This window comes from Streptomyces sp. NPDC007971, from assembly GCF_042958635.1.
Taxonomy (GTDB): Bacteria; Actinomycetota; Actinomycetes; order Streptomycetales; family Streptomycetaceae; genus Streptomyces.
Genome location: NZ_JBIBJK010000013.1, coordinates 204,098 through 226,967 on the forward strand (window position 1 = coordinate 204,098; position 22,870 = coordinate 226,967).

The window sequence follows — 22,870 nt, forward strand, 5'->3', positions numbered from 1 at the left end:
CACTGGGCGGGGCCTTTCCTTATGCCCTGGCGCAGGAAGGCGCCACGCGCCCGCCTGGGCGCCTCTGAGGCGTTTGCCGACACCTCGGCACCACTGGACCCAGCACAGGCCGTCATGCGCCCACTGGGCACTGTCCCGCGCACATAGCGGCGGGGAGGAAACACGTCATGCCTGACAACGAAATGCAGTCCGCTCGCTGCCACATCTCAAGTCTCCGCGACCGGACAGACAAACTCCTAGCCGATGTCCTCGACCGCATTGACGCCGATGGCGCCGTGACCGAGGACGGAGAACCGCACCCCTTGCTTGCCGCTGCAGCAATGCTCACCGATACCGGCACCAACTTGCGCGCCCTTGCACTCGCGCGACGACTCGGAATCGGAACCCTTGAAACGCGCCACGCGCGACCGGAGAAGTGAAATGACAAAGGAACAACTCATCGAGGATCTGCGCGTCCGCCGCGCGGAAATCCGGAAGAGCTTTGATCTCGTTGCCAGCCGGGCTAAAGAGGAAAGCCGAGGGCTGACCGATGCTGAAAGTCGGAAGCTCGACACTCTAGAGGAATACGCCAGGCAGATTGACGGCCGCCTGGACGAACTCGGGGTTCAGGTCGCTATGGATGCCGCCGCCGCTCCCATGGCGCGCAAATACGCGTCGCCTGTCGCGCGGAAGAATGGGAGTACGCCAGTGCCCACACAGTCATTCAGCGCGCCGGTTACCGACCCAGGCGATTACCGTCCCGTTCTGCCCGGCTACGCCTACCGAAAGCGCCTTTCGGTTGCCAGTGAACCGGAGATCTACCGCGAGCACGACCACGAAGTGTCATGGTTTAAGGACCTGTATCTTGCGCGCAGCGCCGGTGACGTATCCGCAGCGGAACGACTCGACCGGAATAACCGCATGGCAGCCGATCGGGCACGCCGTGCCGGCGAGGTGGGTGCAGAAAAACGGGCCATCTCTACAGGCACCGGAGCAGGCGGAGAGTTCGTGCCCCCTCTGTGGCTCGAAGCTGAATTTGTGAGGTACGCGCGGCCTGGTCGAGTAACCGCTGACAGGTTTGTTACTGCACCGCTTCCGCCTTCCACGGACGTCATTTACATCCCCAAGATTCTCACTGGTTCGGCGGTGGCAGCACAGGCCACACAGAACACGGCGATTCAGAATACAGACATCACGACGACTTCCGTAAGTTCGCCGGTCGTGACCATCGCAGGTGGACAGACCGTGAGCCTTCAGCTCATGGAACAGTCGCCGCTCAATATCGATAACGTTATTCTTGAAGATCTTGCCGCAGACTACGCGATGAAGCTCGATACTCAGCTTCTCACTGGCAGTGGTTCAGGTGGCACGCTTACCGGTCTGCTCACGGTTTCCGGTACGGGCACCCAGGTATGGACGAACGCCACTCCCACGCTGAGCGGTACTAACGGATTGCTCGGTCAGATTGCTTCGGCGACTTCAACCGTGCACACGAACCGGTATGCCCCGCCGGACTTGATCGTCATGCACCCCCGTCGCTGGGCATGGATCGTTGCCCAAATCGACTCGCAGAACCGCCCGCTTGTGGTGCCCTCGGTCGCAGGGCCCGTGAATGCCGTGGGTGTATTTGATCAGGTGATGGAAGAGGGCTATGTCGGCCAGGTCCTCGGACTTCCGGTCTGGCTCGATTCCAATATCCCAACCAACCTTGGTGGAGGCACAAACCAGGACCGCATCTTTGTGCTGCGTTCGTCGGACCTCCGACTCTGGGAGTCGCACATCAGGGCCGAAGCATTCCAGCAGACCTACGCCCAGAATATGAGCGTGTTCGTGCGGCTCTACAATTACGCAGCCGCCATTTCGAACCGCTACACCTCTGCTATATGCATCATCAGTGGCACCGGTCTTGTTACGCCATCGTTCTAATGCACACCCTTGGCGGTCACGGTCCGTGAGGGGGCGGGGGGAGGGTGAATCTCTAGAGCGAGTCTCTCGGCGACCCAGCCGCCCAGGAGTGGAACATTTCCGCGGAATTTTGACCCCGGGGGTCAGGCCTCGGGTATTGCGCAGTGTGAGCAGGGCACGAAAAACGCCCCTCCGGGTTTCGCTTCGGCGAGCCTGGAGGGGCGCTTTCTGCTTTGTATGGCTTGTGACTGTTAGAGCGCGTACGGGTCGTCGTTCAGTGCGTCAGAGAGGCTGTGCAGCGCGTCACGGACTCCCATGGTCGCTCTGGGCAGCGACATTCCTCGTTGGGCAGTGACACCCAGAAGTCCGAGAGTGCGCGCAGACGCAGTCTCGCCAATGCTTGGGATGATTGACTCCGCCAACTCCTCAGCTTCGGGCCACGCCTCTACTCCCAAAAGGCATCCAAGCAGGCGAACGGCAGAGATGTTCCTATAACCCACTTTAGCTCCGCCTTCTTGGGACAGAGCCCTATGCAGGTAAGGGATTCCCTTTCGCCATTGTTTCGCCTCTTGGAAGGCAAACCCCTGATGCCCGTCAATCTCGTTGGCCGTGACCCACCAGGCCCAGTAGGGATCATCGCAGCGCTTGCTTTCTTGGATGAGAGATCGAGCGCGGTCAAAGGATCGGGAGGCCTCCGATTCCTGCCCCGCTCCAGCTAGCCCTTTCGCCTCGCGAACTCTGAAGATTGCTTCAGCGCGGGGGGAAAGTCGGCCCTGTTCGATAATGGACCGTGCGATTGCCAATTCCTCGCGCGGGCGCCCCACCCATCCTGCCTGCATAGCCATGTTCTGCATGACCAGCAACTCAATCGAGCGGTCACCTGAAAGCTTCGCTAAGAACAGAGCCTCTTGGTTGAACCTGCGGGCAGCCTGGTGCTTCTCCGCGTCAAATAGCGCCCATCCGGCGACTTCAGCCAACTCCGCTGCTGCCGACTGGATGTCGTGCTCCGCTTTTCGGTCGTATTCACCTTCGCCTATCTGGCGATGCACTGACTTATACGCGCGCGCAGCTACGTCCGCGATGGGTAGTCCGTTCATGTCATTGTCGAGCGCAATAAGACGTTGCGACGTGTCACGGATGGCGCACGCGAAACCCTCTCCCAGGTCCCCGTGAAGGGCGTGCCGGCGGTGGGGGAGATTTTTTTCTGCCTGGTCGGGGCGAGTCGCAAGGGCGACCAATTCACCGTTGGTAGCGAGTAGTGCGTCTAGCCCTTCGGCCAGTTGCAGGGATGGCGACTGTTTCCCGTTGAGGACACGACTCAGGTAGGCAACGTCGTAGTTGAGAGCGCGGGCAGCGCCGCGCATGCTCATGTGCCGTTCCTCAAGGGCCGCCCGGACACGCGCTCTGAAGTCGATCATGCCTGCTCCGGAAGGTGTTGACCGTTGACTTCCAGTCTAGTCAACGCTGGTCAACTCCCGTAGGCACGGGCGAAATCGGTTGAGTGGCCAGACGCAAGGACCCCCGCGACCGTGCGACCGGCCCGGGGGCATGGCCGACGCTTCAGAGGAGCGACGACAGTGACAGACCTTATCCGCCTCGCACTCGAATGGGTGAGGGCCCTGTTCGGGCCGGACCCCGCAGGCAGGCGCAGGCGCCTCGCCACACCCGCGCTGCCTCCCACGGCTCCACAGGGGCCCACGCCGTACGTGTGGGGTGCACATCGACACCCCACCCCGCCCAGTGCGCACCCTGCCCGGTCCTCACTGGGCGCTGCCGCCTGCCAACTGGGCGGCCATGAGGCCCTACAGGGGCCGTCCGGACGCCCCGCCTGGAGCCGTCTGCACCTGCCCGCAGTACGGCACCCAGGAAGGCACGCGGGAGGGCGAGCGGTGAGCGTCCAGGAAAGCGACATCCAGCGCACCTACCGGCTGTGGTTTGAACACACGCGCATGTGCGAACAATGCAAGCGCGTAACCAAGGCTGTGGGCGGCTGCGAAACGGGACGGGAACTGTGGGGCGCCTATCGCCTCGCGCGCATCGGAGCACCTATCGGGTTGCACGGGGGTGCCTGACCACATGAGCATGACGCTTGAGGTCTACCGGATCAATCCGGAAACCGGCGCCCGCACCTGCGTCCGCAGAAAGCACACCGTGAAGCCGGTTAGGGTGCCTGACGCAACCTCGGCACTCCCGCCGTGTTCCTGCCCGCGCTGCGTCGGTGGCGGTATCCGGCTGCGCACGAAACTGTCCGAGGTGAACAAGCGCAGCCGGGGGGAATTGTGACCGGCTCGGCCACGGCGGACACCTCAACTATGTCCGCAGAATGCGCAGTCGCCCAGCGACCCGAATACAAGGGCATACACGACGACTGCCGCCGGACCGAGGATATTCCGCTCCCGGGCGGGTCAGGCATTGCGCTTGTGCCTCGCTGCACCTGCACCTGTCACTCATACAACCGGGCGCAAGCCTGACCTGAGCAACACCCCCGAAGGCTGCCGTTCCGGGGCGCTGCGAGGCGCAAGGGCAGCAACCGCTAGACCCCCGCGCCGGACCCCCGACCGGTGCGGGCAACGCCCCCGACTGCGAGCAAGGGACGCAGTCGGGGGCGCGCCTCTGTGCGCGGTGCGTGACTGAGGCGTGTCAGAGCGCTAGTTGGGCCTGCTAGGGTCGAATCGATGCCGGGCCGCGCCAAGCGCGGTTGCCTGATCTGGTTCACGCATTGCGCCGTGGACACAGGCACGTAAAAAGCCGGATGACTGATGGAGATGGAGAGACAGGAAAGAGAGATGCACACCTCGGTCTGGACCGGGTGAGCGGATCAAGCCTGTCCGCCGCCTACCCGTGTCCCGCCTGCCTCGCAGGCAGCAACTAGTGACAGGCATGGGTATGAAAGGTCCACGGTGGCCGAAAACTTGATCCTCGTGCTGGGCGCGTGCCTGGTGCTCGCGGCGGCCCTGCTCTCCGGCGCGGTGGCGCTGTTGGTGGGGATCTTCACGGCATGGGACGACGACAGGAACGTGTCGTTCGGCAAGAAGTTGTTCCGAGCGGCGCGAGCCGGAGGCAAGGCGGTGGGCGTCGTTATGGGGGTCCTGACGCCCATCCTCGTTCTCCTGATCACCATCCTGGCCATGAGGCGGTAGTCAGGATCGGCCCGGACCTGCCCAGGCTGGAAGGGTCCGGGCCGGTAAGAGGCTCGTCAGGTGTGCTCGCTGGCTTTCATCCTGCCGTGCCCCGTCCCGGGACAGGGGCACGGCCTGCAACTGCTGTTGGTTACGTCTTCGCTACGGATCCCCTCCGGGACGCGCTGGAACAGCAGCCGGCGCCCCAGCCCGGTGCCGGTGTCCGGGTCGTGGGGATCGTCGGGGTGCCGTACGGCGATCAGGTCACGGAAGGCGGGGCGGCCGTGGTACTCGACGGTGGCCTCCCCGGGCAGTGCACCGAGCGACAGCAGCCGTTCCACGAGGGCGCTGTTGTCCTCGGCCACGTAGCGCAGTGCGGCGGCCCAGAAGTCGGCCTGCGCATGCGGGTCGGCCGCGTCGATGACGAGCTTCCAGTGCACGGGGGCAGTTGTGTGCGTCGACATGGCCCACTTATAGCGCGCGCCTCCGACAATCGACGGGCCTCCGGTCACCGGCCCGTGTCAGGCAGTCGGCGGGCCTTTGGTGACCGGCCCTCGTCAGGCAGTCGGCCGGCCGGCCTTCGGCAATCGGCCTTCGCCAGGCGGCCGATCCCCTCAGGCAGCCGACCCGTGTCAGGCGGTCGGCTCCTGTCAGGCGGTCGGCCCCCAGGCAACCGGCCCGTGTCAGGCAGTCGGCTCCCGTCAGGCGTCCACCGTCGGAGCGGGGCCCGGCGCCTCGATGCGCGGCGGCAGGGCCAGTGCCTTCGGCCTGCGCGCGGAGCGCAGGGCGTTCCAGGTGAGCAGCGCCAGCGCCACCCACACCAGCGCGAATCCGGCCCAGCGCTCGGGCGGCATGGCCTCGTGGAAGTAGAGGATGCCGAGCAGGAACTGGAAGACGGGGGCCAGGTACTGCAGCAGCCCCAGCGTGGACAGCGGCACGCGGATCGCCGCCGCGCCGAAGCAGACCAGCGGCAGCGCGGTGACGATGCCCGTCGAGGCGAGCAGGGCGGAGTGGCCCGCACTGCCGGTGGCGAAGGTGGACTCGCCGTGCGCGGTGAGCCAGATCAGATAGCCGAGCGCGGGCAGGAACTGGATGGCGGTCTCGGCGGCCAGCGACTCGATGCCGCCGAGGGCCACCTTCTTCTTCACCAGCCCGTAGGTGGCGAAGGAGAAGGCGAGACACAGGGAGATCCATGGCGGACGTCCGTAGCCGACGGCCAGGACGACGACGGCGGCGAAGCCGGTCGCGACCGCCGCCCACTGCACGGGCCGCAGCCGTTCCTTCAGGATCAGCACGCCCATCGCGATGGTCACCAGCGGGTTGATGAAGTACCCGAGGGAGGCCTCGACCACATGGCCGGAGTTCACGGCCCAGATGTAGACACCCCAGTTCACCGTGATCACGGCCGCGGCGACCGCGATGAGCGCGAGCCGCTTCGGCTGGCGCAGCAGTTCGCCGGCCCAGGCCCAGCGCCGTACGACGAGCAGGGCGACCGCGACGAAGGCGAGGGACCACACCATGCGGTGGGCCAGGATCTCCACGGCTCCCGCGGGCTTCAGCAGAGGCCAGAACAAGGGGACCAGCCCCCACATGCCGTAGGCCGCGAAGCCGTTCAGCAGGCCTATCCGGTGCTCACTCCTGGACGTCCCGGCCACGGGCCCCTCCCTCTCACGTCTCACGCATGCGAGAACGAAGGTAGCGCCGGACACCCTCAGCTGTCATGCCCGTATCGCCATACGGTCATGACAGGAGGGGGAGGCGGCGCTCCTGTGCTTCCGGGGGGTGCGCTCGGCTGCTCCCGGGGTGTGGTCAGCCCTTGAGTGCGGCGGTGACTGCCTCGGCGAGCGGGGTCGTCGGACGGCCGGCCAGACGGGACAGGTCGCCGGTGGACACGACCAGCTCGCCCTTCTCGATCGAGGCGTCCACGCCGACGAGGATCTCCACGAAGGGGGCGGGCAGTCCGGTGCCGGCCAGGATGCCCTCCAGGGCCTCGCCGGTGACGGCGTTGTAGGTGATCTCCCTGCCGGTCTGTCGGCTCAGCTCGGCGGCGTACTCGGCGAAGCTCCAGGCCTGGTCGCCGCCCAGCTCGTACGTCTGGTTCTCGTGGCCCTCGCCGGTCAGCACGGCGACCGCCGCGGCGGCGTAGTCGGCGCGCGCGGCCGAGGAGACCCGGCCCGCACCGGCCGCCGCGACGACCGCGTCGTGCTCCAGCACCGGGGCCAGGTTCTCGGTGTAGTTCTCGTGGTACCAGCCGTTGCGCAGCAGTGTGTACGGCAGCCCGGAGGCGAGCAGCACCTCCTCGGTGGCCCGGTGGTCGTCGGCGAGCGCGGCCGTGAGGCTGCCCGGGGCACTGGTGTAGGCGAGCAGCGCCACGCCCGCAGCCCTGGCGGCGTCGATGACGACCTTGTGCTGCCGCACCCGGCCCTTGTCGAACTCGTTGCCGGAGATCAGCAGGACCTTGTCGCCGGCCGCGAACAGTGCGCCGAAGGTCTCGGGTGCGTTGTAGTCGGCGACGGCGAGCCTCACCCCGCGGGCCGCGAGGCCGGCGGCCCTGGACTCGTCGCGCACGACGGCGGTGATCTGCTCCGCGGGGACCCGCTCCAGCAGCTGCTCCACGACGTGCCGGCCGAGGTGTCCGGTGGCTCCGGTGACGACGATGCTCATGGTTCAGAACTCCTTGTGGGGTGGCAGTGACACTCACCCTAGGAGATGCGCTAACCAATCGAAAGTACCCACTTTGAAGTAAGGTACTGACATGACAGTAAGTGGTACGCGTGGGCGCAACGGAGCCGAGGCCGAGGCCCTGTGCCCCTACCGGCTCGTCCTGGAGCACGTCACCAGCCGCTGGGGCGTGCTCGTCCTGATCGAGCTGCTGGAGGGCTCGCGGCGGTTCAGCGAGCTGCGCCGGGCGATCGACCGGGTGGGCCGCATCAGCGAGAAGATGCTCACCCAGACCCTCCAGACCCTGGAGCGCGACGGCCTCGTCCACCGGGACGCCAAGCCGGTCATCCCGCCCCGCGTCGACTACTCGCTCACCGGCCTCGGCCGCGAGGCGGCGCAGCAGGTGCGGGCCCTGGCCCAGTGGACGCACGAGCGCCTGGGCGAGGTGGAGAAGGCACGCGCCGACTACGACGAGGCCCGGGAACTGCGCTCCCGGGCCTCGTGATCGAACCGCGCTGTCACAGGCGCCGTCCGTGCCGTCCGCGGCGGGGTCAGCCGACGACCGTCCAGGTGTCCCCGCCGGCCAGCAGCGCCGCCAGATCGCCCTTGCCGCGCTGCTCGATGGCCGCGTCGAGCTGGTCGGCCATCTGGGTGTCGTAGACCGGCCGCTCGACGGAGCGGAAGACGCCGATCGGGGTGTGGTGCAGCGTGTCGGGGTCGGCCAGCCGGGAGAGGGCGAAGGCGGTGGTGGGGGACGCGGCATGCGCGTCGTGCACCAGGATGTCCGCCTCGTTCTCCGCGGTCACGGTCACCACCTTCAGGTCGCCGGTCTGCGGGTCACGGACGACCCCGCGCGTCCCTCTCCCACTCTCGCCCTCGCTGGGGCCGAAGCGGATCGGCTGTCCGTGCTCCAGCCGGATCAGTGCCTCCTCGGCCTGCTGCCGGTCTTTCAGGGCGTCGAAGGCGCCGTCGTTGAAGATGTTGCAGTTCTGGTAGATCTCGATCAGGGCCGTGCCCGGGTGGTCGGCGGCCGCGCGCAGCACCTCGGTCAGGTGCTTGCGGTCGGAGTCGATCGTCCGGGCGACGAAGGACGCCTCCGCGCCGATCGCCAGCGACACCGGGTTGAAGGGCGCGTCGAGGGAGCCCATCGGGGTCGACTTGGTGATCTTGCCGACCTCGGAGGTCGGGCTGTACTGACCCTTGGTCAGGCCGTAGATCCGGTTGTTGAACAGCAGGATCTTGAGGTTGACGTTGCGGCGCAGGGCGTGGATCAGGTGGTTGCCGCCGATGGAGAGGGCGTCGCCGTCACCGGTGACCACCCACACGCTCAGGTCCCGCCGCGTGGCCGCGAGGCCGGTGGCGATCGCCGGTGCACGGCCGTGGATGGAGTGCATCCCGTACGTGTTCATGTAGTACGGGAACCGGGAGGAGCAGCCGATGCCGGAGACGAAGACGATGTTCTCCTTGGCCAGGCCCAGCTCCGGCATGAACCCCTGGACGGCCGCGAGGATCGCGTAGTCGCCGCAGCCCGGGCACCAGCGCACTTCCTGGTCGGACTTGAAGTCCTTCATCGACTGCTTGGCCTCGGCCTTGGGGACGAGCTGCAGCAGCCCGTTGCCGGCGTCAGTCATCGATGGCCTCCTTCAGCGCGGCGGCGAGCTGCTCCGCCTTGAACGGCATGCCGTTGACCTGGTTGTACGAGCGGGCGTCGACCAGGTACTTCGCCCGGATCAGGGTGGCGAGCTGCCCGAGGTTCATCTCGGGGACCACCACCTTGTCGTACCGCTCCAGCACCGCGCCGAGATTGCGGGGGAACGGGTTGAGGTGGCGCAGGTGGGCCTGTGCGATCGACTCTCCGGCCGCGCGCAGGCGCCGTACCGCCGCGGTGATCGGCCCGTAGGTCGAGCCCCAGCCCAGCACCAGCGTCTTCGCCTCGTGCGGGTCGTCGACCTCGATGTCCGGGATCTCGATCCCGTCGATCTTGGCCTGGCGGGTGCGGACCATGAACTCGTGGTTGGCCGGGTCGTAGGAGATGTTGCCCGTGCCGTCCTGCTTCTCGATGCCGCCGATGCGGTGCTCCAGGCCCGGGGTGCCCGGGATCGCCCACGGGCGGGCCAGCGTCTGCGGGTCCCGCTTGTACGGCCAGAAGACCTCGGTGCCGTCGGGAAGGGTGTGGTTCGGGCCGGAGGCGAACTGCACCCTGAGGTCCGGCAGCTCGTCCAGGTCCGGGATCCGCCAGGGCTCGGAGCCGTTGGCCAGGTAGCCGTCCGAGAGCAGGAAGACGGGGGTGCGGTAGGTCAGCGCGATCCGGGCCGCCTCCAGGGCCGCGTCGAAGCAGTCGGCCGGGGTCTTCGGGGCGATCACCGGGACCGGCGCCTCACCGTTGCGCCCGAACATGGCCTGCAGCAGGTCCGCCTGCTCGGTCTTGGTCGGCAGCCCGGTCGAGGGACCGCCGCGCTGGATGTCGACCACCAGCAGCGGCAGCTCCAGCGACACCGCGAGCCCGATCGTCTCGCTCTTGAGCGCGACACCCGGACCGCTCGTCGTCGTCACCGCGAGCGAGCCCCCGAAGGCCGCCCCGAGCGCCGCGCCGATGCCGGCGATCTCGTCCTCGGCCTGGAAGGTGCGCACACCGAAGTTCTTGTGCTTGCTCAGCTCGTGCAGGATGTCCGAGGCCGGGGTGATCGGGTACGAGCCCAGGAACAGCGGCAGATCCGCCTGCTGGGAGGCGGAGACCAGGCCGTAGGCGAGGGCCAGGTTGCCGGAGATGTTGCGGTAGGTGCCGACCGGGAAGGCCTTGGCGGCCGGGGCGACCTCGTAGGAGACCGCGAAGTCCTCGGTCGTCTCGCCGAAGTTCCAGCCCGCCCGGAACGCCGCGATGTTGGCCGCCGCGATCTCCGGCTTCTTCGCGAACTTCGACGTCAGGAACTTCTCGGTGCCCTCGGTGGGCCGGTGGTACATCCAGCTCAGCAGGCCCAGCGCGAACATGTTCTTGCTGCGCTCGGCCTCCTTGCGGGAGAGGTCGAACTCCTTCAGCGCCTCGACCGTCAGAGTGGTCAGCGGCACCGGGTGCAGGTTGTAGCCGTCCAGCGAGCCGTCCTCCAGCGGGGAGGCACCGTAGCCGACCTTCTGCAGGGCACGCTTGGTGAATTCGTCCGTGTTGACGATGATCTCGGCGCCGCGCGGCAGGTCGCCGATGTTGGCCTTCAGGGCGGCCGGGTTCATCGCGACCAGCACGTTCGGCGCGTCGCCCGGGGTGAGGATGTCGTGGTCGGCGAAATGGAGCTGGAACGAGGAGACGCCGGGCAGTGTGCCGGCAGGGGCGCGGATCTCGGCCGGGAAGTTCGGCAGGGTGGAGAGGTCGTTGCCGAAGGACGCGGTCTCCGAGGTGAAGCGGTCACCGGTGAGCTGCATGCCGTCACCCGAGTCCCCCGCGAACCGGATGATGACCCGGTCCAGACGCCGGACATCCTTGGTTCCGCCCGGTTTGCGCTGCTCTCCCACGACGGTTCCGTCGGCCTGTTCCGCTGGGCTGCTGACCTGGCTGGTCACTGAACTGGACCTCCTTCGAGGCGGCTGTCCGGGCATGGTCGTCCCACCGACCATCCCAGGATCAACCCTACGTCGGTTAGGGTCGCCTTCCCGGGGCCATCCGCAGAATGGACGGCGTTTCGAGACGGCCTGTCGCGCTGAGTTGTCATGATGTCCCGCACCGGAGCGTCGTCCGAGCCGCTCCCCGTGCTCCCCCGCTTTCTCCGGTTTCCGCCCCCGGCCCGCCGCTCGGGTGTCCGGATTCCACAGAAGCGGGACGGCCTGACGCGGTGCTGACCCGGACGGCCCCGGGCCGTGCCGACCCGGACAGCCCGAGGCGATGCTGACACAGTGTCAGGTCATCATGAGTTCAGATAGGTCAGGACCGCCAGAACACGCCGGTGATCACCCTCGCTCTGGGACAGACCGAGCTTGAGGAAGATGTTGCTGACGTGTTTCTCCACGGCTCCGTCACTGACCACCAGCTGCCGTGCGATCGCCGAGTTCGTCCTGCCCTCCGCCATCAGCCCCAGCACCTCGCGCTCGCGCGGGGTGAGCCCCGCCAGCACGTCCTGCTTGCGGCTGCGGCCCAGCAGCTGCGCCACGACCTCCGGGTCCAGCGCCGTCCCGCCCTCGGCCACCCGCACCACCGCGTCGACGAACTCCCGCACCTCGGCGACCCGGTCCTTGAGCAGATAGCCCACGCCCCGGCTGGAACCGGCCAGCAGTTCGGTGGCGTAGCGCTCCTCCACGTACTGCGACAGCACGAGTACCCCGAGCCCCGGGTGGCTCTTGCGCAGCCGTACGGCCGCCCGCACCCCCTCGTCGGTGTGCGTCGGCGGCATCCGTACGTCCGCCACCACGACGTCGGGCAGCGCGCCCTGCGCATCCAGGTCGGCAATGGTCTTGACCAGCGCCTCCGCATCCCCGACGCCGGCCACGACGTCGTGCCCGCGGTCGGTCAGCAACCGGGTCAGGCCCTCTCTGAGCAGCACCGAGTCCTCGGCGATGACCACCCGCACTCTGTCCTCCACGATCTCCCGGCCCCCCACTTCCCGACCTTCCGACGATGTCGTTTCGTACGACAGTCCAGCATCCCAGCAATCGGGCCGCTGTGCGCAGGGGCCAGAAAACCGGGGGCCGGTGTGTCGGGCGCCGAACGGGCGCATGGACGGCGCTCGGCACCGTCCGGGCGGAGGGGGGAGCCGCCCGAGCGGAGGGGGCTGCCGAGCGGAGGGGTGGACGGGGGAGTGGCCGGGTGGGTGGTGTTCGGGATCGCCTGGGCGGAACGGCGGAGGGGGCTGTAAGCCGAGGGGCGCAGGGGCGCGCAGGTGGAGGGGTGGTCGGGTGGGTGGGGGAGTGGTCCTGCGGGTGGGGGTGCTCAGGCCCGCCAGGGGAGTTCGGCGATCACGCGGGTGGGACCGCCGGCCGGCGAGTCCACGACCAGGACTCCGTCCACCGCGCCCAGGCGGCCGGCCAGGCCCGCCAGCCCCGAGCCCTGGGAGGGGTCCGCGCCGCCCACCCCGTCGTCCATCACCTGGACGAGCAGCCGGTCCTCGGCACGCCACACGTCGACGGAGGCCGAGCGTGCCCCGCTGTGCTTGCTGATGTTCTGCAGGAGTTCGGAGACGGTGAAGTAGGCGATGCCCTCGATGGCCGGGGCCGGCCGGGCCGGCAGGTCTACCTCCACCTTCACCGGCACCGTGCAGCGGGAGGCGACCGAGGACAGGGCGGCGTCCAGGCCGCGGTCGGTCAGCACGGCCGGATGGATGCCCCGGGCCAGGTCGCGCAGTTCCTGCAGCGCCGTCTTGACCTCGCCGTGGGCGTCGTCCACCATCCGGGCCGCCGCCCGCGGGTCCTCCCGCAGCTTCTCCTTGGCCAGACCCAGATCCATGGCCAGGCCCACCAGACGGGCCTGGGCGCCGTCGTGCAGGTCCCGCTCGATGCGGCGCAGATCGGCGGCCGCCGTGTCCACCACGATCCCGCGGTCCGACTCCAGCTCCACGACCCGCGCCGACAGCCGGGTCGGCCCCAGCAGCCCGCGCACCAGCAGCCCGTCCACGGTCGTCAACGCCCGCACGATCCACGGGGTGGCCAGCGTGAACAGCAGGCCGACCAGCGCGGTCACCGTGATCTCGAACGGGTTGTCGAGGTAGATGCTGTGGTGCTCGTCGCCGTACAGCTGCAGGCCGCCCTGCCCGCCGTACATCGGGAACACCCAGAACCACAGCGGGTACGTCAGCAGCGCCCAGCCGTAGGTCCAGAAGCTCACCGCCACGACGAACGAGAACACGGCCCACGGGAACTGCAGCAGCGCGTACAGCAGAGCCCGCCAGGAGGCGCCGCTCTTCAGCACCGCGCCGATCCAGGCGAACACCCCGGGCTTGCTCGTGCGCAGCGGCTCCGGCTCGGCCACGTCCAGTCCCAGCAGCGCGCGCGCCCGCGTTCGCTCCAACGCGCCGAAGCCCCGGCAGCCGACGAGCGCCATCGCCAGCACCGGGATCCCGAGGAAGGTCACCAGCAGGCCGGCGCCCAGCGCCACCATCGTGACCGACCAGACGAACAGCACCACTGCGATCGGCAGACCCAGCAGCACATACCCGAACTCGCGCCAGCTGCGCGCCTCGACGGGCGCCCGCAGCGCGGCGGGCAGCAGATGGCGCCGCTCTCCGTCGCGGGCGGGGTAGCCGGATCCGGCCGGGTCCCCGTGTCCCCGCCCGTACTCCTGTCCGTACTCCGTGGCCATCGGTGTCGTCCCGTTCTGCTCGTCCTGACGGCGGTGCTGCCGTATCTCCCAGCCTGGTGGGCGGCGGCTTCGCGGGCCATGGAGGCCGTCGGTCTCTCGGACCGGGGGTTTTCCCCACCCTGGGGGTGCACCGGAGTGCGAGGGGAGGGGGCGGGGCGCGATCCGCGCCCACTGTCCCCGGGATGCGCGGGCGTGGTGCCCTGGCCCGTGGTGCCCTGGCCCGTGGTGCCCTGGCCCGTGGTGCCCTGGCCCGTGCCGCGATGCGCGGGCGCCGCGCCCTGCCCCCGCCCTCGTCCATGGGCACCTTGATCCCGTCGGACAGGGCGCGGCCGGAGGCTTCAGGAAGGCCGTGACCCGCCCGAACTCCTCGGGCGGGTCACGTACCTGCGCCGCATGCCGCGGCGGCACGGCCGCTTCCGGCTCCCTGCTGCCTACTCCCTACTCCTGACTCCTACTCCGTACGTCCCACTTCCTGCTCCCTGCGGTCCCGCCAGGGCAGTTCCGCCGTGACCACCGTCGGGCCGCCGGCCGGGGAGTCGACGACGAACAGGCCGTCCACGGCGCCCAGCCGCTCCGCCAGGCCTCGCATGCCGCTGCCGCCGTCCAGCCGGGCGCCGCCGCGGCCGTCGTCCTGGACCTGGATGAGCAGCCGGTCCTCCGAGCGCCACACGTCCACCGACGCGGAGCGTGCCCCGCTGTGCTTGCTGATGTTCTGCAGGAGTTCGGAGACGGTGAAGTAGGCGATGCCCTCGATGGCCGGGGCCGGCCGGGCCGGCAGGTCCGCCGTCACCTTCACCGGCACCGTGCAGCGGGAGGCGACCGAGGACAGGGCGGCGTCCAGGCCGCGGTCGGTCAGCACGGCCGGATGGATGCCCCGGGCCAGGTCGCGCAGCTCCTGCAGCGCGAGCTTCACCTCGCCGTGCGCCTCGTCCACCATCGCCGCGACGGCGTCGTCGGCCTGGCCCTCCAGCAGCTTCTCCTTGGCCAGGCCGAGCCCCATCGCCAGGTTCACCAGGCGGGCCTGTGCCCCGTCGTGCAGGTCCCGCTCGATGCGGCGCAGATCGGCGGCGGCCGTGTCGACCACCACCCCGCGGTCCGACTCCAGCTCGGCGATACGGCGTTCCAGCTCGTCGGAGGGCGACAGCAGCCCGCGCACCATCGCCCGGTCCACGTTGGCCATCCCCCGAGCGATGAACGGCAGCACGGGCCACAGCACGAACAACGAGGTCAGCACGGTGCAGAAGGTGAGGATGCCCCAGGGCAGCCGGATGAAGTCGTACAGCAGCGTCCGCCAGCCCACCGGGTCCTTCAGCGCCAGCCACAGCCGCTGCACCGGCCCCCCGCCCCGCGCGATCGGCAGCGGCGACGGCTCCTCCACGTGCACCCCGAGCAGCGCCCGGGACCGGCTCCGCTCCAGCTTGCCCAGTTGCCGGGCACCCAGCAGCGAGAGGGCCAGCATCGGGAGTCCGATCACCGTGAGGGTGAGGACTCCGCCGGTGACCACCACCGTGCAGGCGTAGACGAAGCCGAACACCGCCACCGGCAGGTTCAGCAGAAGATGCGCGATCTCCTTCCAGGTGTGCCGGTCGTAGGCGAACCGGACCGGAGGAAGGCGGTCGGGGCCGTCGGCGCGGCCGAAGGCGGAGGCGGGAGCGGTCATACCGGCAAGCCTGCCGTGCCCGGCACCTCTTGCGCCATGCGGTCCGCCGCCTCCTTCTCCTGGGGAAAACCCCACCCCTCACAGCGTCCACGCGTCTCACGCCGTGACGGGCCGCTTACCGTGTCTTTATCAGGGCCTAGACTCCCGTGCGTACAGATCCTCGAATCACGGTGCAGCACAGGATCCACAAAGGTCACGAGGTCAGGGAGCGAGGCGGACGGTGCGGGAGACGTTGGGGGGCTCGACGGTCGCCGCGGCCGATGTCGCGGCGGACTACTTCCGGTCCTACTCGGTCGTGGGACTGCTCGCCGTCGTGGGCGTGCTCTTCGTCGCGGTCGCCTTCGGGGCCGGCCGCCTGCTGCGCCCGGTCGTACCCACCCCCGAGAAACTCCTGACGTACGAGTGCGGCGTCGACCCTGTCGGCGAGGGCTGGGCCCACACCCAGGTCCGCTACTACGTCTACGCCTTCCTCTACGTGATCTTCGCCGTCGACTCGATCTTCCTCTTCCCGTGGGCCACGGTCTTCGCCGCCCCCGGCTACGGTGCGACGACCCTGGCCGAGATGTTCATCTTCCTCGGCTTCCTCGCCGTGGGCCTGCTCTACGCCTACAAGAAGGGAGTCCTGGCATGGACGTGAACGCCTCGGCTCCGCCGGTCTCCGAGCCCGTGCCGCTTCCCGAGCCCAAGCGGCTGGGCGCGCTCGCCCGCCTTGCGCCCGAACCGATGAAGGTGGTCCTGAACTGGGGTCGCCGCTACTCGCTGTGGGTGTTCAACTTCGGCCTCGCCTGCTGTGCGATCGAGTTCATCGCCGCGTCGATGGCCCGCCACGACTTCATCCGCCTCGGTGTGATCCCCTTCGCGCCGGGCCCCCGCCAGGCCGACCTGATGGTCGTCTCCGGCACCGTGACGGACAAGATGGCCCCGGCCGTCAAGCGCCTGTACGAGCAGATGCCGGAGCCCAAGTACGTCATCTCCTTCGGCGCCTGCTCCAACTGCGGCGGACCGTACTGGGACTCCTACTCCGTCACCAAGGGCGTCGACCAGATCATCCCCGTCGACGTGTACGTCCCCGGGTGCCCGCCGCGCCCCGAGGCGCTGCTCCAGGGCATCCTCAAGCTCCAGGAGAAGATCGCCCGCGAGTCGCTCGACGAGCGGTACGGGACGTCCCGGCCGTCCACGGCGGCCCTGCAGAGCGGCCTGGTGAAGCCCCCGGCCGCCGCCTCCGCACCTGCGCCCGCTGCTGGCGCCGACGCCGACGCCGACTCCGGCTCCAGGCCTGGCTCGGGTTCTGGCTCCTCTTCTGCTTCCGCATCCGCCGCCTCCGCTTCGGACGAAGGTGACGCGTGATGAGCACGGTCGGCTGGCTGCCAGCCCCCGCCGAGGAACTCTTCGGTGCGCAAGCCACGGCCGAGGAGGCGTACGAGGTCCTGACCGTGGACGTCCCGTCGACCTCTTGGCTCACCGCCCTTCGGACGGCCCGTACGACCCTGTCCTGCACCTACTTCGACTGGCTGAGCGCGGTCGACGAGCCGGGCACGGGCTTTCGCGTGACCGCCCACGTCGTCGCGCTCGGGCCGGTCCGCCGTCTTCTCCTGCGCACGACGGTCCCGCACGAGGCGGCGACGCTGCCGTCCGCCGTCGGCGTCTACGCGGGCGCGGCATGGCACGAGCGCGAGACCCACGAGATGTTCGGGGTCGTCTTCGAGGGCCACCCCGGCCTGGAACACCTGCTCCTTCCGGAGACCTTCGAGGGCCACCCCCTGCGCAAGGACTTCGTCCTCGCCGCCCGGGTGGCCAAGGCCTGGCCGGGGGCCAAGGAGCCGGGCGAGTCCGAGCACGGCGGGCCCAAGCGCCGCCAGATGCTGCCGCCGGGCGTCCCGGATCCGAACGAGTGGGGCCCGCTGAAGGGCCAGCTGCCGCCCGCTCCTGCGCGCCCGGCCCGGGGCGCGGGGCGTGCGGCGGGGGAGCGGCCCGCGCGAGCGGCCGGAGAGCGGGCCGCGGCCGCGGGCGAGCGTCCGGTACGGCGTGCCCGTACGGCGGCGGAGGGCTCGGCCGGCCAGACCACCGTTCAGACCACCGGTCAGACCACCGATCAGACCACCGGCCGGACCGTCGGCCAGAGCGCCGAGCAGGCTTCCGGCGAGACGGCTGCAGGAGCTGCCGGGGCTGGAGTTGCCGGAGCTGCTGGAGCCGGCGCCCGCCCGCGTCGCATGCGGAGCGCGAGCCAGGGCTCGGTGAGCCAGACGGCGGAGGCACCGGCCACCGAGTCCCCGGCGGCACCCGAGTCCCGCCCGGCGCCGGCCGGCCCGCGCCGCGCACGCAGCGCCTCGGGGGGCTCGGCCTCGCAGCGGGCCGGGACCCAGGAACCGGCGTCGGCCGAACAGGACGGCGCCGCAGACGGCCGGGACACGGCCCCGCGCAGCTCGGACGCCCCCTGGCACCACGCACGCCCGGCCTTCGACGAGCAGCGCGGGCCGAAGCAGGCCGAGGAGCAGGCACGGCAAGCGGAGCAGGAACCCGAGCAGGCACCGGAGCAGGCACGGCAAGCGGAGAAGCCGTCGGAGCAGGCACCGGAAGAGAACCGGACGCCCGAGCCGCAGCCCGAAGCGCCCAAGGCCCCCGAAGCCCCGACGGCACCCGAAGACCAGAGCACCCCCGACGACCCCACCGGAGGCCCGCAGTGAACGACGCGCTCGACGTCGCTGTGCGACTCCTGGTCGTGTTCGTCGTCTTCCTCACCTTCCCCCTGATCGTCGGTCAGACCGAGCACAAGGTGATGGCCCACATGCAGGGCCGCCTCGGCCCGATGTACGCGGGCGGCTTCCACGGCTGGGCCCAGCTCATCGCCGACGGCGTGAAGTTCGCGCAGAAGGAGGACGTGGTCCCGGCGGGCGCCGACCGCCGCGTCTTTCAGCTCGCCCCCGCGGTGGCCCTGCTGCCGTATCTGCTCGTCCTGCTCGCCATCCCGATCGGGCCGGGCGAGGGCGCGGTCGGCCAGGTCCTGGACGCGGGCGTCTTCTTCGTGCTCGCGGTGATGGGCGTCGGCGTCCTCGGCTCGCTGATGGCCGGCTGGGCCAGCGCCAACAAGTTCTCGCTGCTCGGCGGCCTGCGCACGGCCGCCCAGCTGCTCGCCTACGAGCTCCCGATGCTGCTCGCCGCGGCCTCCGTGGCCATGGCGGCCGGAACCGTCTCCCTGCCGGGCATCCTGCACGCCTTCCACTGGTGGTGGCTGCCCTGGCAGATCGTGGGCGCCGTCGTGTTCTTCGTGGCCGGCCTCGCCGAGCTGCAGCGCCCGCCCTTCGACATGCCCGTCGCCGACTCCGAGATCATCTTCGGCGCGTACACCGAGTACACCGGCCTCAGGTTCGCGCTGTTCCTGCTCGCCGAGTACGCCGGGATCGTCGTCCTGTGCGGTCTGACCACCGTCCTCTTCCTGGGCGGCTGGCACGGCCCGTGGGGCGCCGACGGTCTCGGCTGGCTGTGGACCCTGCTGAAGACCGCGATCCTCGCCTTCGTCGTCATCTGGCTCCGCGTGACCTACCCCCGTCTGCGCGAGGACCAGCTCCAGAAGCTCTCCTGGACGCTCCTCGTCCCCCTCGCTCTCGCCCAGATCGCCCTCACCGGCATCGTCAAGGTGGTGATCTCCTGATGGCCGACTCCCTCCCGCCCACCCGGTCCCGCTTCCCCGGCTCCGGCCTCGCCAAGGGCCTGGCCGTCACTCTCCGCACGATGACGAGGAAGTCCGTCACCGAGCAGTACCCGGACGCCCAGCCCGAGCTGCCGCCCCGCACCCGCGGTGTGATCGGCCTGTTCGAGGAGAACTGCACGGTCTGCATGCTGTGCGCCCGCGAGTGCCCCGACTGGTGCATCTACATCGACTCCCACAAGGAGACGGTCCCGCCGGCCGCCCCCGGCGGCCGCGAGCGCAGCCGCAACGTCCTCGACCGGTTCGCCATCGACTTCTCCCTGTGCATGTACTGCGGTATCTGCATCGAGGTCTGTCCTTTCGACGCGCTCTTCTGGTCCCCGGAGTTCGAGTACGCCGAGACCGACATCCGTGAGCTGACCCATGAGCGGGACAAGCTCCGCGAGTGGATGTGGACCGTCCCGGCCCCGCCCGCCCTCGACCCGGGCGCGGAGGAACCGAAGGAGAACGCCGCCGCCCGCAAGACCGCCGAGAAGCTGGCCGCCGCACAGGCCGTACCCGAGGAGGGGCAGTCGTGAGCCTCGCCGCAGCACCGCACGGCTTCCTGTCCCCGACCGGGGTCGAGATCGCCTTCCTGCTCGTCGGCCTGATGACCTTCGGCGCGGCCCTGGTCACCGTCACCACCCGGCAGCTGGTGCACGCCGCCCTGTGGCTGGTGGTCGCCCTCGGCGGCCTCGCCGTGGAGTACCTCCTGCTCACCGCCGAGTTCATCGCCTGGGTGCAGGTCCTCATCTACGTCGGATCCGTCGTCGTCCTCCTCCTGTTCGGTCTGATGCTCACCAAGGCCCCCATCGGCCGCTCCCCGGACGCCGACTCCGGCAACCGCTGGATCGCCCTGGCTGTCGCGGCGGCCGCCGCCGTCGCCCTGGTGTGGGTCGTCGTCGACGCCTTCCGCACCACCTGGATCGACCTGGCCGGCCCGGCCGCCGGCACCACCCGCGTCACCGGCGAGAGCCTCTTCCAGAACTGGGTCCTGCCCTTCGAGGCCCTCTCCGTCCTCCTCCTCGCGGCCCTGGTCGGCGCGATCGTCCTGTCCCGCAAGGCGAAGGCGGACGCGGCCTCCGGCACGACGGGCGCGGCCTCCGGGACGAGCGACGCGGCCTCCGGCACCCCGGCCACTCCCGTGACCGTCCCCGGCGAGAAGGAAGGCGCCCGCTGATGCACCTCGCCTATCCCGCCGTCCTCTCCGCCCTCCTCTTCTGCACCGGCCTGTACGGCGTCCTCGCCCGCCGCAACGCGATCCTGGTCCTCATGTCGGTCGAGCTGATGCTCAACGCCGTCAACCTCAACCTGGTCGCCTTCGACGTCTGGCTCAGCCGGGCCGCCCGGGACACCCTGCACTCCGGCCAGGCGCTGACCCTGTTCACCATCGCCGTCGCCGCCGCCGAGATCGGCATCGGCCTCGCGATCGTGCTCGCCGTCCACCGCAACCGCGGCACCTCCGACATCGACAAGCTCCGCGACACCGCCGAGAGTCCCGACAGCGGGGGCTCCGAGGGCGACACCTCCGCGGCCGAGAAGGCTGAGGCCACCGCGTGACCACGACCACCCTGGCCGTCCTCGTCCCCCTCCTGCCGTTCCTGGGCGCCGCGGCCGGCCTGCTCCTGGGGCGCACCGCCCCCGGGTTCGTCCGCCCGCTCGCCGTCCTGCCCGCCCTGGCCTCGCTCGTGCTGGCCGCGCTGGTCGCCGTACGGCAGGGGGGCGGCCCGGCGATCGAGGCCCACACCCAGCTGACCCCGACCGGCTCGGTGCCGATCGACCTGGCCCTGGACATCGACGGCTTCGCCGCGCTCGTCGCCGTCGTGGTCGCCTTCGTCGCGACCTGCGTGCAGATCTACTCGACGGGTTACCTGCGCGACGACCCGCGCTACCCCTCCTACGCGGCCCTCGTCTCCCTGTTCACCTCCGCGATGCTCCTGGTCGTCTACTCCGGCGACCTGATGGTGCTGCTGGTCGGCTGGGAAGTCATGGGCATCTGCTCCTACTTCCTCGTCGGCCACTACTGGGAGACCCCCGAGGCGCGCGCGGCCTCCCTGAAGGCCTTCCTGGTCACCAAGCTCGGCGACGTGCCGTTCCTCATCGGCCTGTTCGCCCTGGGCACGGACGCCGGATCGTTCCGCATCACCCGCGTCCTGGGGGCCGTGGCGAGCGGCGGCATCGACCACCCGACCCTGATCGCCCTGCTGCTGCTCGCGGGCGTGGCCGGCAAGTCCGCCCAGTTCCCGCTGCACACCTGGCTCCCCGACGCGATGGCGGGCCCGACGCCCGTCTCGGCGCTGATCCACGCCGCGACGATGGTCGCCGCCGGTGTCTACTTCGTCGCCCGCCTCCTGCCGGTGTTCGAGGCGTCCCGGACCGCGATGGTGGTCCTCGCCGTGATGGCCGCCGTCACGATGGCCGGCTCCGGCCTCGCCGCGCTCGCCCAGGACGACATCAAGCGCGTCCTCGCCTACTCGACGATCGGCCAGCTCGGCTACATGACCGGCGCCCTCGCCGTCGGCGACCGCGGTGCCGCCGTCTTCCACCTCCTCTCGCACGGCGCCTTCAAGGCGCTGCTGTTCCTCGCGGCCGGCGTGATCATCCACGCCGCGGGCACCAACTCGCTGGCCGCCATGTCCCGGATGAGCCACCTGCGCGACCGCGTCCCGGACGCCTACTGGACCATGACCGTGGCGCTGCTCGCGCTCGCCGCGATCCCTCCCTTCAGCGGCTTCTTCTCCAAGGAGTCCGTCCTCGGCGCCGCCGAGCACGCCGCCACCGGCCACACCGACCACGCCCCCGGCTCGGCGGGCTGGATCGTCCTCGTCGCCGGTCTGCTCACGGCCCTGCTCACCGCCGCCTACGCCACCCGGCTGTGGCTGCTGGCCTTCCGCGGCCGGGGCGCCGAAGCCCCCGACCACGGCCGCCAGCCCCTGACGATGACCGTGGTGCTGTGGGTCCTCGCCGTGCCCTCCCTCGCCTTCGGCGGGCTCGCCTACCGCTCGCTGCCCGGCTGGTTCGACGGCCGCGACCTGACCCCGACGCTCCTCACCTCCGTCCTCGGCACCGGCCTCGCGCTGGTCGGCGGGCTACTGGCCTACGGCGCCTGGCAGCGCACCAGCGCACTCGCCGCCCGCACCCCGGCAGCGCCCGCTCCCTCCTTCGAGTGGGAGAGCCTCCAGGGCGAGGCCGCCGCGCATCCGGAGGGCGACGCGAGCCTCGTCGAGGCCCACGCCCTCGCCGACCACGGGCCGGACTACCGCGACCTCGCCCACGCGCCCGACCCCGGCCGGCTGCTGCTCGGCCCGCTGTACCGGCACGCGGCCGCCGGCTTCCACCTGGACGCCGTGTACGCGGCGCTGTTCGTCCGCCCGGTCCAGGCCGGAGCGAGTCTCGTCCGGTTCCTCGACAGCGCGGTCGTCGACACCTACGTACGCGGCGCGGCCGCCCTGCCGCGCCTGCTCGGGGCCGCCGTACGGCGCGCGCAGACCGGCAATGTGCAGACCTATGTGAGCGCGCTGCTCGCCGGCACCGTCGTCCTGGCGGTCGCCGTCCTCCTCGTCGCCACGGGAGCGTGAGCAGGC

The 22,870-nt window shown here is 69.9% G+C and carries 22 protein-coding genes; 13 read left to right on the plus strand and 9 right to left on the minus strand.

All coding sequences use genetic code 11. The features are described 5' to 3' along the window. Window positions 1-167: 167 nt before the first annotated feature. Complete coding sequence (locus ACFZCP_RS27335; protein ID WP_391431364.1) at window positions 168-419, plus strand: hypothetical protein; 252 nt, start codon at window positions 168-170, stop codon at window positions 417-419. A gap of 1 nt (window position 420) precedes the next feature. Continuing rightward, on the plus strand, window positions 421-1,905 hold the full coding sequence (locus ACFZCP_RS27340) for a phage major capsid protein (protein WP_391431367.1): 1,485 nt from the start codon (window positions 421-423) through the stop codon (window positions 1,903-1,905). 230 nt (window positions 1,906-2,135) lie between these two features. On the opposite strand, the gene ACFZCP_RS27345 is transcribed toward ACFZCP_RS27340, so the two are convergent. Then, entirely contained in the window at window positions 2,136-3,302 is a 1,167-nt protein-coding gene (locus ACFZCP_RS27345) for a helix-turn-helix domain-containing protein (protein ID WP_391431371.1), read from the minus strand. Window positions 3,303-3,773: 471 nt separating this feature from the next. Between ACFZCP_RS27345 and ACFZCP_RS27350 the strand changes: the two genes are divergently transcribed. Next, complete coding sequence (locus ACFZCP_RS27350; RefSeq protein WP_391431373.1) at window positions 3,774-3,956, plus strand: hypothetical protein; 183 nt, start codon at window positions 3,774-3,776, stop codon at window positions 3,954-3,956. 828 nt (window positions 3,957-4,784) lie between these two features. Then, the gene (locus ACFZCP_RS27355; protein WP_391431376.1) at window positions 4,785-5,024 is read left to right on the plus strand and encodes a hypothetical protein; all 240 of its coding nucleotides are present in this window, start codon (window positions 4,785-4,787) and stop codon (window positions 5,022-5,024) included. 56 nt (window positions 5,025-5,080) lie between these two features. On the opposite strand, the gene ACFZCP_RS27360 is transcribed toward ACFZCP_RS27355, so the two are convergent. The 3 genes from ACFZCP_RS27360 to ACFZCP_RS27370 all read right to left on the minus strand — a co-directional run bounded on the left by ACFZCP_RS27360 (window position 5,081) and on the right by ACFZCP_RS27370 (window position 7,667). After that, window positions 5,081-5,467, minus strand: a complete 387-nt coding sequence (locus ACFZCP_RS27360; RefSeq protein WP_391431379.1) for a VOC family protein — start codon at window positions 5,465-5,467, stop codon at window positions 5,081-5,083. Between the two features lie 237 nt (window positions 5,468-5,704). Next, window positions 5,705-6,658, minus strand: coding sequence for an EamA family transporter RarD (rarD, locus tag ACFZCP_RS27365; RefSeq protein ID WP_391431382.1), 954 nt, complete (start codon window positions 6,656-6,658; stop codon window positions 5,705-5,707). A gap of 154 nt (window positions 6,659-6,812) precedes the next feature. Then, window positions 6,813-7,667 carry an NAD(P)H-binding protein gene (locus ACFZCP_RS27370; RefSeq protein WP_391431385.1) on the minus strand — a complete coding sequence of 285 codons (855 nt, stop codon included), beginning with the start codon at window positions 7,665-7,667 and terminating at the stop codon, window positions 6,813-6,815. 91 nt (window positions 7,668-7,758) lie between these two features. Between ACFZCP_RS27370 and ACFZCP_RS27375 the strand changes: the two genes are divergently transcribed. Then, complete coding sequence (locus ACFZCP_RS27375; RefSeq protein WP_391431388.1) at window positions 7,759-8,169, plus strand: winged helix-turn-helix transcriptional regulator; 411 nt, start codon at window positions 7,759-7,761, stop codon at window positions 8,167-8,169. Window positions 8,170-8,215: 46 nt separating this feature from the next. Here ACFZCP_RS27375 and ACFZCP_RS27380 read toward each other — a convergent pair whose 3' ends face one another. From ACFZCP_RS27380 to ACFZCP_RS27400, 5 genes are all read right to left on the minus strand, one after another. Beyond that, window positions 8,216-9,295, minus strand: a complete 1,080-nt coding sequence (locus ACFZCP_RS27380) for a thiamine pyrophosphate-dependent enzyme (RefSeq protein WP_391431391.1) — start codon at window positions 9,293-9,295, stop codon at window positions 8,216-8,218. Beyond that, window positions 9,288-11,216, minus strand: a complete 1,929-nt coding sequence (locus ACFZCP_RS27385) for a 2-oxoacid:acceptor oxidoreductase subunit alpha (RefSeq protein ID WP_391431394.1) — start codon at window positions 11,214-11,216, stop codon at window positions 9,288-9,290. Before ACFZCP_RS27385 ends, ACFZCP_RS27380 begins: the two co-directional genes overlap by 8 nt. A gap of 341 nt (window positions 11,217-11,557) precedes the next feature. After that, window positions 11,558-12,217, minus strand: coding sequence for a response regulator transcription factor (locus tag ACFZCP_RS27390; RefSeq protein ID WP_362689973.1), 660 nt, complete (start codon window positions 12,215-12,217; stop codon window positions 11,558-11,560). Window positions 12,218-12,576: 359 nt separating this feature from the next. Then, window positions 12,577-13,941: a sensor domain-containing protein gene (locus ACFZCP_RS27395; protein ID WP_391431396.1), complete on the minus strand. Its 1,365-nt coding sequence runs from the start codon at window positions 13,939-13,941 to the stop codon at window positions 12,577-12,579. 451 nt (window positions 13,942-14,392) lie between these two features. Next, window positions 14,393-15,601 (minus strand): sensor domain-containing protein, encoded by a 1,209-nt coding sequence (locus ACFZCP_RS27400; protein ID WP_391431399.1) that lies wholly within the window; start codon window positions 15,599-15,601, stop codon window positions 14,393-14,395. Window positions 15,602-15,821: 220 nt separating this feature from the next. Between ACFZCP_RS27400 and ACFZCP_RS27405 the strand changes: the two genes are divergently transcribed. From ACFZCP_RS27405 to ACFZCP_RS27440, 8 genes are read left to right on the plus strand one after another with little or no spacing between them, the layout of a single operon-like run. After that, a complete protein-coding gene (locus tag ACFZCP_RS27405) occupies window positions 15,822-16,238 on the plus strand; it encodes an NADH-quinone oxidoreductase subunit A (RefSeq protein WP_391431402.1) in 417 nt (138 codons plus the stop codon). Next, entirely contained in the window at window positions 16,229-16,948 is a 720-nt protein-coding gene (locus ACFZCP_RS27410; protein WP_391431405.1) for an NADH-quinone oxidoreductase subunit NuoB, read from the plus strand. The genes ACFZCP_RS27405 and ACFZCP_RS27410 overlap by 10 nt, the downstream gene beginning before the upstream one ends. After that, window positions 16,948-18,285, plus strand: a complete 1,338-nt coding sequence (locus tag ACFZCP_RS27415; protein ID WP_391431408.1) for an NADH-quinone oxidoreductase subunit C — start codon at window positions 16,948-16,950, stop codon at window positions 18,283-18,285. The genes ACFZCP_RS27410 and ACFZCP_RS27415 overlap by 1 nt, the downstream gene beginning before the upstream one ends. Then, on the plus strand, window positions 18,282-19,250 hold the full coding sequence (locus tag ACFZCP_RS27420) for an NADH-quinone oxidoreductase subunit H (RefSeq protein ID WP_391431411.1): 969 nt from the start codon (window positions 18,282-18,284) through the stop codon (window positions 19,248-19,250). Before ACFZCP_RS27415 ends, ACFZCP_RS27420 begins: the two co-directional genes overlap by 4 nt. Then, the gene (locus ACFZCP_RS27425) at window positions 19,250-19,825 is read left to right on the plus strand and encodes a 4Fe-4S binding protein (protein WP_391431414.1); all 576 of its coding nucleotides are present in this window, start codon (window positions 19,250-19,252) and stop codon (window positions 19,823-19,825) included. The genes ACFZCP_RS27420 and ACFZCP_RS27425 overlap by 1 nt, the downstream gene beginning before the upstream one ends. After that, window positions 19,822-20,466, plus strand: coding sequence for an NADH-quinone oxidoreductase subunit J (locus tag ACFZCP_RS27430; protein ID WP_391431417.1), 645 nt, complete (start codon window positions 19,822-19,824; stop codon window positions 20,464-20,466). The genes ACFZCP_RS27425 and ACFZCP_RS27430 overlap by 4 nt, the downstream gene beginning before the upstream one ends. Then, entirely contained in the window at window positions 20,466-20,846 is a 381-nt protein-coding gene (nuoK, locus tag ACFZCP_RS27435; RefSeq protein WP_391431420.1) for an NADH-quinone oxidoreductase subunit NuoK, read from the plus strand. The genes ACFZCP_RS27430 and nuoK overlap by 1 nt, the downstream gene beginning before the upstream one ends. After that, entirely contained in the window at window positions 20,843-22,864 is a 2,022-nt protein-coding gene (locus ACFZCP_RS27440; protein ID WP_391431422.1) for an NADH-quinone oxidoreductase subunit L, read from the plus strand. The genes nuoK and ACFZCP_RS27440 overlap by 4 nt, the downstream gene beginning before the upstream one ends. Window positions 22,865-22,870: the final 6 nt, after the last annotated feature.